At 61.5% G+C, this 11,056-nt stretch carries 11 protein-coding genes; 2 read left to right on the forward strand and 9 right to left on the reverse strand.

The genetic code is table 11. The features are described from left to right. Positions 1-9: 9 nt before the first annotated feature. The 3 genes from NW858_RS08030 to NW858_RS08040 all read right to left on the reverse strand — a co-directional run bounded on the left by NW858_RS08030 (position 10) and on the right by NW858_RS08040 (position 2,385). The gene (locus NW858_RS08030; protein WP_414520250.1) at positions 10-798 is read right to left on the reverse strand and encodes an ABC transporter permease; all 789 of its coding nucleotides are present in this window, start codon (positions 796-798) and stop codon (positions 10-12) included. Then, on the reverse strand, positions 795-1,553 hold the full coding sequence (cobA, locus tag NW858_RS08035) for a uroporphyrinogen-III C-methyltransferase (protein ID WP_414332467.1): 759 nt from the start codon (positions 1,551-1,553) through the stop codon (positions 795-797). Before cobA ends, NW858_RS08030 begins: the two co-directional genes overlap by 4 nt. Before the next feature lie 67 nt (positions 1,554-1,620). Continuing rightward, positions 1,621-2,385 (reverse strand): sirohydrochlorin chelatase, encoded by a 765-nt coding sequence (locus NW858_RS08040; RefSeq protein ID WP_414520251.1) that lies wholly within the window; start codon positions 2,383-2,385, stop codon positions 1,621-1,623. Positions 2,386-2,528: 143 nt separating this feature from the next. Between NW858_RS08040 and NW858_RS08045 the strand changes: the two genes are divergently transcribed. After that, positions 2,529-3,482 carry an asparaginase gene (locus tag NW858_RS08045; protein WP_414427078.1) on the forward strand — a complete coding sequence of 318 codons (954 nt, stop codon included), beginning with the start codon at positions 2,529-2,531 and terminating at the stop codon, positions 3,480-3,482. Between the two features lie 4 nt (positions 3,483-3,486). On the opposite strand, the gene NW858_RS08050 is transcribed toward NW858_RS08045, so the two are convergent. From NW858_RS08050 to NW858_RS08070, 5 genes are all read right to left on the reverse strand, one after another. Continuing rightward, positions 3,487-4,161, reverse strand: coding sequence for a DUF3318 domain-containing protein (locus NW858_RS08050; protein WP_414337071.1), 675 nt, complete (start codon positions 4,159-4,161; stop codon positions 3,487-3,489). A gap of 127 nt (positions 4,162-4,288) precedes the next feature. Then, on the reverse strand, positions 4,289-5,047 hold the full coding sequence (locus tag NW858_RS08055; RefSeq protein WP_414337072.1) for a hypothetical protein: 759 nt from the start codon (positions 5,045-5,047) through the stop codon (positions 4,289-4,291). 83 nt (positions 5,048-5,130) lie between these two features. Continuing rightward, complete coding sequence (gene purE, locus NW858_RS08060) at positions 5,131-5,670, reverse strand: 5-(carboxyamino)imidazole ribonucleotide mutase (protein WP_414332477.1); 540 nt, start codon at positions 5,668-5,670, stop codon at positions 5,131-5,133. After that, positions 5,640-6,737 carry an L-threonylcarbamoyladenylate synthase gene (locus NW858_RS08065; protein ID WP_414520252.1) on the reverse strand — a complete coding sequence of 366 codons (1,098 nt, stop codon included), beginning with the start codon at positions 6,735-6,737 and terminating at the stop codon, positions 5,640-5,642. The genes purE and NW858_RS08065 overlap by 31 nt, the downstream gene beginning before the upstream one ends. Positions 6,738-6,940: 203 nt before the next feature. Beyond that, positions 6,941-7,573 (reverse strand): chromophore lyase CpcT/CpeT, encoded by a 633-nt coding sequence (locus NW858_RS08070; RefSeq protein WP_414332481.1) that lies wholly within the window; start codon positions 7,571-7,573, stop codon positions 6,941-6,943. A 241-nt stretch (positions 7,574-7,814) separates the two neighbouring features. Here NW858_RS08070 and rlmN point away from each other — a divergent pair, with 241 nt between their 5' ends. Beyond that, complete coding sequence (gene rlmN, locus NW858_RS08075) at positions 7,815-8,921, forward strand: 23S rRNA (adenine(2503)-C(2))-methyltransferase RlmN (protein ID WP_414332483.1); 1,107 nt, start codon at positions 7,815-7,817, stop codon at positions 8,919-8,921. Here rlmN and NW858_RS08080 read toward each other — a convergent pair. Next, positions 8,895-10,733 carry an aminopeptidase P family protein gene (locus tag NW858_RS08080; protein ID WP_414520253.1) on the reverse strand — a complete coding sequence of 613 codons (1,839 nt, stop codon included), beginning with the start codon at positions 10,731-10,733 and terminating at the stop codon, positions 8,895-8,897. The genes rlmN and NW858_RS08080 overlap by 27 nt on opposite strands. Between the last annotated feature and the right edge of the window lie 323 nt (positions 10,734-11,056).

An 11,056-nucleotide genomic window follows, 5' to 3' on the forward strand; every position in this document is an offset into this window, starting at 1 on the left:
TAGGTTTGTTTAGGCTCCCATCCCGGAGTAGCGTTGCAAACCCTTGCGCCACAGCCAGCGGTTGACCAGCCAAAACAGCCCCAGCCAGGCCAGGCCCATGGCAAAACCGCGCGGGATATCTTGTGGGATCCCCACCCAGAGGCCGGCGGGAAAATGCACCAAGTAGGGAAAGGGCGTCCAGGCCAAGACCTGGCGCACCGCCGGTGGAAACACCTCCAGAGGGGCGATCACCCCCGACAAAAACAGGTACACCAAGAAATGAAGCTGCTCCAGAGCCGATATTCGCTCCACCCAAAAGGCCAGCAGCGCCAGGGTGTACTGCATAAGAAAGCGCAGGGCAAAAGCCAACAGAATGGCCAGGGATCCCAGTGCCACCTGTTGCCAAGACGGGATCCAAAAAGCACGGGGGTAGAGCAGAAAAAAGAAGGCAATCAAAGCTATGGTAAAGGGGAGACGGGCCAGGCGCTCCATCAGGTGGCTGGCGACGTGGTGCCAAGCGGGATCCAGAGGCTGCAACAGACGCGGCGATAACTTGCCTTCGACGACCTCCCGCTCAAAGTCCCAGATCACCCAGGTGATGCTGAACTGGCGCACCAGGAACACGGCCAGAAAATAGCGGCTGAACTCCAGGGAAGAGAGCGAGAAATCTCCTGAACGGGCGGCTTCGCTCCAGAGCCCCATCATGATCAAGGGCAGGGATCCGGCCAACACCCACAGGATCAGCTCCGCCCGGTACTCCAGCATGTAGGCGTAGTAGGCGGCAAAGAGGGCGCTCAGCTTGCGAAAAAAGGCGTTCATTGAGGCTCTGAAGGGGCAAGCGGACATAGAGTGGGCAACAGGCCGGCCAGATTGACCACCGCTCCCACCACGACAATGGCGGGCGGTGCTACAGGCGAGGGCTGACCGGCTAGAGTCTCCAAACGGAGCAGATGAATCTCTTGCTCCGGCGTGGTGCCCCAGCGGATCAGGGCAACGGGGGTGTCGGGAGCTTTGCCGCCGGCCAACAATTCGGCGGCGATGTGGCCGAGGTTGTGCATACCCATGTAGATCACCAAGGTTTCTACGGCCTCCGCTAGGGCACGCCAATTGACCTGGGGGCGGTATTTCCCTACCGCCTCATGGCCGGTTACGAAGGCAACCGAGGAGCTGAGGTCGCGATGGGTGAGTGGGATCCCAGCATAGGCGCTGGCGGCCATGCCCGCCGTAATTCCCGGCACCACTTCCACCGGGATCCCGGCCTGGACCAGGGCCAGCATCTCCTCGCCCCCCCGCCCGAAGATGAAGGGATCCCCGCCCTTGAGGCGCACCACCACGGCTGCCGTCTGGGCTTTCTCGATCAGCAAGGCGGTGATTTGCTCCTGCGGGAGGGTATGGGCGCCGCAGTGTTTGCCGGCGTAGATTCGTTCTGCTGTGGGTGGGATCAGATCCAAAATGGGGGATCCCACCAGGGCATCGTAGATGACCACGTCCGCATGGGCGAGCAGCGCTTTGCCCTTGACCGTCAGCAGTCCCGGATCCCCAGGCCCTGCCCCCACCAGATACACTTTGCCCATCTCAAATCCCAATAGCTTGTCGGAAATATCTATTCTGCTGGAACAAGACAGTTTTGACCAACCAACCCTACTTCCCGGTCAGACAGGCCGTCTGCAGGGTCTCCTGGATGGCCTGTACCACCTGGGGATCCCGCCAGAGGGGCGGCTCCACCGTAATCTGCAGCAAGGGCCATTCTCGCTGTAGCCGCTGAGCTTGTTCTTGTAAAGCGCGCAGCAGACCGCCCGGAAAAAGAAAAAACGGCAGCACCCGCAGGCGATACTGGCTCAGACGCAGGCAATGGATTACAGCCGCTTCCAGTGTCGGGGGCTGGGCGGCAAAAGCCAGGTGGATGGGAATTCCGGGCAGGCGCTGTTCCAGAGCTTGGATCCCGGCCTGGAGCTGGGCGGCAAATCCCGGCAGGCGGCTGCCATGGCCAAATAGGATCCAGCCGTGGGTCAGTTCCCCCAACCGCTGCGCCGCAACCACGCGAGCCGCCACCAAATCGAGCAGGGCCGGGTGCTGGCCGATGGGGGGCGTCAACAGCAGCTTCAGCCGCGGCCAGCGAGCTTGAACCTGCTCCACCGCAGCCGGCAAATCCTCCTCCACATGGGATCCCCCGCCCATAAACAGCGACAGCAGCACCACCGGCCCATCGACTCTATCCAGACAGGAGGCCAATTGTCTGTGAATCTGCTCTGCCAAGGTCAGGGGCTGACCTTCCAACTGGGCCAGCTCCACCGGCTGAGGAGCCAGCCGCTGCCGCACCCGGGCCAGCAAATCCGCCGCCGCCTGTTGGTATTCCGGATCCCGGCTGCCGTGACAAACCAAAAACACCAGTGGAGCTAAGGACATGGCAGAAGTCAGGGATCCAGAGGCAACTGTTCTATTTTGCTACTTAGAAAGGTTCCGACAACGTCTCGCGCCGGATCTGCGCGTATGATTTGATTAAAGTACACATCCTTTTTTCAGACTCGTCGGCCCTTTCCCAGGATTTCATGTCATTTGAGAATCGTTCCACCACCCCCGAACTGTTGATCCATGTTTTGCGGGAAGGGTTGACCGAATCTATCCATCATTGCCAAGCGGTCGTGGCCGATAGCCGCGGGCGCTCCCTGGCCATGGCCGGCAACAGCACCACCCCTGTTTTTGCCCGTTCTGCGCTCAAACCCTTCCAAGCGCTGGCCATGCTCTCCACCGGCATCCGCGAGCGCTACCGCCTCAGCGAGAAGGATATCGCCATTATGTGCGGATCCCATCAGGGCACCACGGCCCATGCGCGGCAGGTGTTCAGCATGCTCTGGCGCGCCGACCTGTCTCCCGAGCTGCTGGTCTGCCCCACCCCACCCGGCAAGCCCAGCCCCCTGTGCCACAACTGCTCCGGCAAGCATGCTGGCATGCTGCTAGCAAGCCGCGCCCAGAACTGGACCCTGCCGGACTACGCCCAGCGGCAACACCCCGTTCAGGCCCTGGTGCGGGCTAAGTTGGCGGATCTATTGCAGATGCCCTCGGAAGAGTTTTTGTTTGCCCGCGATGACTGCGGCGTGCCCACCTACCAACTGCAACTGAACCATTTGGCCTCTCTATTTGCCCAACTGACTGCCGGCGAGCGGCCCGACTTGGAGGCCATCGCCCGCGCCATGACCCACCACCCGGAAATGGTGGCCGGACAGGGATGTTTCGACACAGAATTGATGCGGGCCACCCAAGGCGAGCTGGTCAGCAAGTCCGGCGCCGAAGGGATCCAGTGCATTGGGCGCGTCGGAGAGGGGATGGGCCTGGCCATCAAGGTACAGGATGGGGCCGCGCGGGCCAAATATGCCTTGGCTTTGCATCTGCTGCAGCGCATGGGCTGGATCCAACCTGCCGCTGCCGAAATGCTAGGGGAGCGCTTCCTCGCCATCGGCCCTTACACCCGCCTGGAGGTGGAAGGGGAGCTGCGCATGCCCTGAGCCCTCAGCGCTGGAAGGGATTTTGGTAGGGGTTGGGGCCTTGGCCCTTGTTGCGGTACTTGGGATTGATGGTCAAGGTGCCGGAGCCCAGGCCCCGCTGCGCCAAAAACTCCAGGTTGCGGCGGCGCATGATGGTGTCGTAGTCATCCTTAACGCGATCTTCCAGGATAGCCACCTGCTGCAGCGCGCTCAGCAAAATGGCAGCCGCCTGTTCGGGGCTGTAGCCATTTTGGGAGGCATAGCGCACGGCAAACTCGTCGGCTGCCACCTGGGCCTTCTGGCCTTTCTCTGCTTTACGCAGCAGAAACACCGCCGATGCCGCCAAGCCGGCTGCCAGGCCCACGCCGAGGTTATCCCCCATTTGTAGCTCCACCAAAATGCCCATGCTGCCGGCCCCGATCAAGGCGGGATACAGCAACAGGGCCGACCAGTTATCCCCCAAGGCCAGCTCGGTGGCCATCACCGCTTCCCGTAGAAAATAAATCTTTTGTTGGTCAGGGTTCAGCTTTTGCCAGCGGCTGAGGTCGATGGCGAAGCGGGTGTACTTTTGCCAGGGAAAGCGCCAGAGCGGCTGCACAACCCGAGATTGGTCAGGGGTGCCGATCTCGATCTGCACCTCGGGTCGGATCTCCACCGGGAGAAACTGGATCAGGCGGTCAAAGTCGGAAATGGTGTACATGCTGGCAGGGTGCGGTTATGAGGAGCGGTTGGAGATCATTACTCATACATAGTAAGGGATCCTAGCCTTCCTTGCAGGCTAGCTCCAAGGGAAGCCTTTTGGCGGGAGGGCCGGGGCAGCTGTCGTCCTAGTTTGAGGAGGGATCCCGGCTGGGGTGTTTGAGATCCGTCAAATCGTTGAGGCGGCGCAGGATCCCCCATCCTTGCAGGGCTTCCAGCAGGGCTTCCCGCACAACGGCTACCGTCTCTTGGTCGAGGGCCAGCCGCAGATAATCCACTGCCAGACGGGTTTGCTCGGGCTCCAGGTGACCCATTAAACTCTGCAAGCGGCGAACCCCTGCCAGCCGTTTGAAGGCGTCGGGAGAGGCAATGTCGCTGAGATGGCGCTCCAGTTGAGAACGCTGCCGCTCTTGTCGGCGGCTGAGCCACTCCCCAAACAGCAACGATAACAACGCCAGCGTGGCCAATCCCTGCAAAATAGCGCCGGTGGCCAGCCAACGCTGGTTGGATTCCGCCCAGATGGAAACGAGGGTGTAGGTGCCGAAGGTGGCGGCTGCCCCCGCGCCAACCGCCAGCAAAAGCGAGCGATCCGCCTGTCGCAACCAGGCTTGCCACTCCTGCCAGCGGCGGCTGAACTCGGGGCTGCGCACCCCGTAGAGCCCCAACATGACCGAGGTGCCCACTCCCAGAGAGAGGGCCAGCCGCCCATTCCAAAAGGCCAGCCCCGCCAAGGCCAAGCCCGACAGGGCCAAAACCCGCCATTGCGGCCCCGCTAGGATCCACAGCGCCACTTGGGATCCCGTCTCCATTGCCCCACGCCCCACCCGCTGCAGATACTCTGGCCAGGATCCCTGGCCGGTAGAGGGGCGACCCGATTGATGTTTCACCGCTGGCTACTCCCAAAACTTTGTCCCATCCGGCCTTCTGTAAGGTGGCAAGATGTAGACGCTTTTTTCTAACTACTAATAAATTATGCTGGTTGCGTTTCGCCGAGACGACCGAGATAGATTTTCCACCCTTGGGTTTGCAACTGGGCATTTTTCTGCTGTACCGTCTGTTTGAGGCTTTCCCGGTAAGCGATCACCCGCCGCAGCAGGTCGGCATCCCCACTGGCCAAGATCTGCACCGCCAACAGACCCGCATTGTGGCCGTTGCCAATGGCCACCGTGGCCACCGGGATCCCTTTGGGCATTTGCACAATTGAGTACAGCGAGTCTATCCCCTGCAGAGGTTGGCTGAGCACCGGCACCCCGATCACCGGCAGGGGGGTGAGGGAGGCCACCATTCCCGGCAGATGGGCTGCCCCGCCTGCCCCGGCGATGATGACGCGGATCCCTTGGGTATGGGCGCGGCGGGCAAACTCCACCATCGCCTCCGGGGTACGGTGGGCACTGAGGATCTGCATCTGGTAAGGGATCCCAAACTCCTCGCACACCTGGGCGGCGGGTGCAAGGGTGGGCAGATCGGAGTCGCTGCCCATTAGGATGGCCACGAGAGGGGAGGGTTCCATAGGCTGCTGGCCCGGCGTAGCCGATCCATCATCGCATAGCCCAACCCCGTCGAGAGGGGTGGGGGTTCTGCCAACAGGAGCGTGGCATCCCCTTCATCCAGACGGCGCAAACTGGCAAAGAGGGCGCGGGCGGCTGTGTTGGGATCCGAGCCCAAGCATTCCACACTGAAAAGAACTCCTGGCCAGTGGCGGGAGAGGTGGTTTAGCAAAGCCTGGGGATCCGCGGCAAAACTGAGGATGCCCAGGTGGGAATGACCGGTCGCCAGGTGCTGTATCTGTTGCCAATCGCCGGGCTGAAGCTGGGCAAAGGCGGTGGGCAAAAGCCAGAGGGGCTTGCCAGGGGCATAGTGGCTGCTCAGCCGTCCCGGCGCCTCCGGCACTCCAGGGGCCTGTTCCGGGGCCAAGTGGATGGGTAGGCCCAGGTGGGCCTCCAGGGCTTCCAGCGGGATCCCCCCTGGGCGCAGCAGCGTCGGGATCCCTTCCGGGCTGAGCTTAAGCACGGTGGATTCCAGGCCCACGGCACACGCTCCCCCATCCAAGATGTAGGGGATCCGCCCGCCCAGCTCTGCAGCAACCGCTTGGGCTGAGGTGGGGCTGATGCGACCAAAGCGGTTGGCACTGGGAGCGGCCAGAGGGGTTTGTACTGCCTGCAGCAAGGCTTGAGCCACCGGGTGAGCGGGCACCCGCAGGGCAACGGTGGGCAACCCACTGCTCACCAGATCCGGCACAGTGGGGCACTTGGGCAGCACCAGGGTCAGAGGCCCCGGCCAAAAGGTGTCGATCAGGGATCCCAGCCAGGCGCGGGCGGTGGGAGTAAAAGCCGATACATCCACCAGCCATCCCTGCAATTCTTCTAGGGTCACCCCAGCCGGTAGATGTAGGATCAGGGGATCGAAGCGGGGACGCTCCTTGGCGGCAAAAATACTCGCCACCGCCTGCTCATCCAAGCCATTGCCTGCCAAGCCATAGACCGTCTCCGTGGGCATGGCCACCAACTGGCCCTGTCGCAAGGCGGCAGCCGCTACGGCAATGTGTTCAGAGGTGGGAGAGAGAATTTCCGTTTCCATCCATGAGTTGGATTGGGGGCAAGGGCTAGGACAGATCCATTTTGTTGCTACTTTCAACGCTCACACGAGCCCGATCCAAAGCTGCCATCACTGCCCCCATGGCTCCAGAGCCCAAGAAGCCGGCAGTAGCCGCAGGGTTAGCCAGACCAGCTCTTGCCGAGAGCTCCGGCGGGGGGAACGGGATCCTCAGCGCCTGCAGCCGCTCAACCAGTCGCTCCAACAGCTTTATGGTTCAGCTCCTCAGCCCACTGCGGCAGGTACCCGGAAAAATCCTGTTTTTTGACAAACCGAAAAGGCCCCGACAGGGATCCCCAGATCACTTGATCGGTCTGGGGATCCCGCCCTTGGTCTAAGCTGTGAAAGTAGTCGGCCCCGATCTCAAATTCGCTGTACAGGTAGGTGGTTCTGCCTTTGCGTTCGACAATACAGCCTTTGCCGGGCACGCTGCGGCCCCGATAGCAGGATCCCGTCCATTCCACCTGAGTAATGCAGCCGGGCAAGAGTTCCAACTCGGCTGCTGTCAGGCTGGCCAATTTCTGCAACTCTCGACCGGCACACTTGTAGGAGTCAGGAGCCGTCAGCGCATAATTTTGAATCCGGATCCCTTCTGAGGTCTCGAAGAGGTGGATCACCCGCTGCCGGTAGGGCTGTTCAGGGTAAATATCGTACAGTTGCTCCACATAAAACCCCACCCCCTGCAACACCGACCAAGGCAAGGGGCATTGGTACACATGAATATTGGCGAACCAGACGGGCTCGGCGATCGCCTGTTGTAGGTTATTGAAGTGGCCTGCCATCCAGGTGGCCAGTCGAGCCAGTTGCGGGGAGACAGACATAGGTTTAGATGGGTTTAATGGGTTCAAAAGATGCAGATCGAGGGCTCTCTTTCGCGTCAGCGGGACGTAGTCCTTACTGTTTCGGATCCTCTACAACACCCTCTACAGAAATCCACTCTAGTACTTTTGGGCAAGAGGGAACCACCTCATCGACGCGCTGGTGGGAAGGGGGTTGGGTCACGGGAACAGGCTAGAGTGGAGGAGCCAGACCACCTTTTGAGAGCTCGTTTGAGATGGACTGATGTCGGCCCTACCCACTCCTCTGCTGGGGCAATCCTTATCTGCCCTGAAAGACTGGGCAGTTGCCCAAGGACAGCCGGCCTATCGCGGGCAACAACTGCACACTTGGATCTACCAAAAAGGGATCCGCTCCCTGGAACAGGTGACGGTGTTTCCCAAAGCTTGGCGGGAGGCGGTGCAAAACTACCCGGTGGGGCGCTCGCGCATCGTGCAACGGACAGAGGCCCGCGATGGCACTGTGAAGTTTCTGCTGGGGCTGGCGGATGGGCAGTTGATCGAAACGGTCGGGATCCCAACGGCCAAGCGTCTGACGGTCTGTGTCTCTTCTCAGGTGGGCTGCCCCATGGCTTGCGATTTCTGTGCCACCGGCAAGATGGGCTACCGGCGCAACCTGGAGCTGCACGAGATTTTGGATCAGGTGCTGACGGTGCAGGAAGATTTTGGCCGTCGTGTCAGCCACGTGGTTTTTATGGGCATGGGGGAACCGCTGCTCAACCGCGATACGGTGGTGCAAGCCATCCGCAGCCTAAACCAAGATATCGGCATCGGCCAACGGCACATCACCCTCTCGACGGTGGGTGTACCTCGGCAAATTGCCTGGCTGGCGCAGCAGGATCTGCAAATTACTCTGGCGGTCAGCCTGCATGCCCCCAATCAAGAGCTGCGGCAGCGGTTGATCCCTGCGGCAACCCACTACCCTTTGGAGGCTCTGATCCAGGATTGCCGCGACTACATGCGGCGCACCGGGCGGCGAGTCAGCTTTGAATATACCCTGCTGTCTGGGGTGAACGATCTGCCCATTCATGCCCGCCAACTGGCGCACTTGTTGCAGCAGGCCAGCCGGTCAGGGGTGCAACTGCACGTGAACTTGATCCCCTACAACCCCATCTCGGAAGCCGACTATCAACGCCCCCATCCCGCACGAGTCGAGGCGTTTGTCCGCCAGCTTGAAGAGCACCAGGTGCAGGCCAGTGTGCGCCAAACCCGTGGCTTGGATGGCAATGCCGCCTGCGGCCAACTGCGGGGATCCTTTCTGCGCTCTTTGCCACGGGATTTGCCGGGCAACGCTTGCGCGAGTACATCAACTGAGTCCACAGGCGCGCTTTAACCAGGCGGCATCCTGTTCTGACAAGGTGGCGTGGTGGATGGCATAGACCTGCCGGTGATACTCATCAAGCCAAGCCCGTTGCGCCTCGTCTAAGAGATCCCAGTCGATCAGGCGCCCATCAAAAGGGATCCAAGTCAGGGAACGAAAGCCCATCCAGCCCTCCGGCTCCGGGATGGGGATCACCTCGTAGAGATTCTCCAGGCGGATCCCACCCCAGCCCGGCTGGTAGTAGCCCGGCTCAATGCTAGTGATCATACCTACCTTGAAGGGGGTGGTGGCGCGGCGGTGGATCCCGTTGGGCCCCTCGTGGACGTTCAAGAAGGCGCCAACGCCGTGGCCGGTGCCGTGGCCGTAGTCCAGCCCTGCCTGCCAGAGGCTGGAGCGGGCAATGCCATCCAAGGAGACCCCGTAGGTATCCGGGGGGAAGATCTGGCGGGCGCACTGGATGTGGGCTTTCAGCACCTCGGTGTAGCGCCGCTGGCACAAGGGATCCGCCGGTTCCGAGCCAATCCAGAGGGTGCGGGTAGCGTCGGTAGTGCCCCCCAGGTAGTGGGATCCCGAATCCAACAAAAACAACTCGCCTGGCTGCAGGAACTTCTGGGGATCCGGGGTGCCGTAGTGGACAATGGAGCTGTTGGCGCCGGCCCCGGCGATGGTGTTAAAGCTCAGGCCCACCCAATCCCCTTCCTCGCGGTAGTGGGCCTCCATAACAGCAGCCACATCGGCTTCGCTGATGGGGATCCCCGCTTGAATTTGCCGGTCAATCCAGGCCAGGGTGCGGATCTTGGCCCGGCTGGCCTTGCGGTTGGCCAGCCGCATCTGCTCCAGCTCGGTGGGGTTTTTCACCGCCTTGAGGGCCTCCACGGGGTGATCCAGCTCGCGACAGGGGATCCCTTGCAGCAGCTCTTGCGTGCCCTGAGTGGTTTGCTTGGGATCCAATCCCACCGGCCCGTAGCCCTTGGCCCACTGGGGCAGCTGTTCCGGGTAAGCCTCGTAAGGCCAGAGCTCGACCTCGGCTTCCACCAGCATTTGCCGAGCCGAGGGCGTGAGGCGCTCCAGGTCAGTAAGCAGGGCAGCCCTCTCCAGGCCGACCAGCGCGTAGGCGCAGAATACCGGGTTGTAGGGGATGTCAGAGCCGCGCAGGTTAAACAGCCAGGCCACCTGATCCAGTTTGGTTAGGGGCAACAATCCCACCCGCTTGCGGCGCATCTCCTGGCGCACCTGGGCCAGCTTTTCTGCCGCGCTGGCCCCGCAGAGGTGGACAGGGACAGGATAGATGGGCTGATCGGAAAGGGCCTGACGGGATCCCAGCTTGTCCACGGGGTTTTCCGCCACTGGAATCAGCAGCACCCCCCCGGCTTGGGCGTGGGTCTGCAACTGCCGGTAGCTGGCCACTGACACCGTGAAGGGATCCACTCCTAGGCGAAAGCCGGATCCCAGCTCTTCTACGATCTCCATCAGGCTGGGCTGATCCGGCAGGCCGCCTTTGATGACGGTAAACAGGTTGGGATCCACTTCCCGCTCCGCCTGCTCGTGGTAGCGGGGATCCACCCACAGCCAGGCCCTGTCTTGGCTGATCAGAGCATCCCCCACCGAGCCGGTAAAGCCTGTAATCCACTGCCGCCGCTTGCGATGTTCCAGCAAATACTCATTGAGGTGCTCATCAGCCGAGGGCACCCAAAAACCATCTAGATTTTGTTCCTGCAAAAGCTGGCGCAACTGCTGCAAACGGGCGGCAATCTCTGAACGGGGCAGGGTTTGGAGCATGGCAAGGACAAGAGGGAGATCTGGGCCGATGGCCCTAGAGACCAATATAGTTCTCTTTACCCTGGGAAAGCAGACGGAACATAGAGGAAGCGGCTACTGGGGCCGCTGCTCAACTCCAAAGTAGGAGCCAAGGGCTTCCGCGCCGCGTTTTTCAGCGATCGGGTGCAACCCTTGCCGCACTGCTTCTCCCAACCAGCACCGAAACGGCTGGCTACCTCGTTATTGAACGCCGTCGCGAACGCACCGCTCTAACTCCCCTCTCCCTCCGGGAGAGGGGTTGGGGGTGAGGGTCGTCCCTGAGGGAGAGGGGTTGGGGGTGAGGGTCGTCCCTCCGGGAGAGGGGTCGGTGTGTCTTATACACATCTACG

The sequence above is a fragment of the Synechococcus sp. H55.10 genome, from assembly GCF_047502715.1.
Taxonomy (GTDB): domain Bacteria; phylum Cyanobacteriota; class Cyanobacteriia; order Thermostichales; family Thermostichaceae; genus Thermostichus.

Bases quoted from the DNA above. Each gene is read 5' to 3' on its own strand.
- purE (WP_414332477.1), bottom strand. From the start codon at position 5,670: ATGGAACCCTCCCCTCTCGTGGCCATCCTAATGGGCAGCGACTCCGAT.
- NW858_RS08065 (WP_414520252.1), bottom strand. From the start codon at position 6,737: ATGGAAACGGAAATTCTCTCTCCCACCTCTGAACACATTGCCGTAGCG.
- NW858_RS08040 (WP_414520251.1), bottom strand. From the start codon at position 2,385: ATGTCCTTAGCTCCACTGGTGTTTTTGGTTTGTCACGGCAGCCGGGAT.
- NW858_RS08050 (WP_414337071.1), bottom strand. From the start codon at position 4,161: ATGTACACCATTTCCGACTTTGACCGCCTGATCCAGTTTCTCCCGGTG.
- NW858_RS08030 (WP_414520250.1), bottom strand. From the start codon at position 798: ATGAACGCCTTTTTTCGCAAGCTGAGCGCCCTCTTTGCCGCCTACTAC.
- NW858_RS08045 (WP_414427078.1), top strand. From the start codon at position 2,529: ATGTCATTTGAGAATCGTTCCACCACCCCCGAACTGTTGATCCATGTT.
- NW858_RS08070 (WP_414332481.1), bottom strand. From the start codon at position 7,573: ATGTCTGTCTCCCCGCAACTGGCTCGACTGGCCACCTGGATGGCAGGC.
- cobA (WP_414332467.1), bottom strand. From the start codon at position 1,553: ATGGGCAAAGTGTATCTGGTGGGGGCAGGGCCTGGGGATCCGGGACTG.
- rlmN (WP_414332483.1), top strand. From the start codon at position 7,815: ATGTCGGCCCTACCCACTCCTCTGCTGGGGCAATCCTTATCTGCCCTG.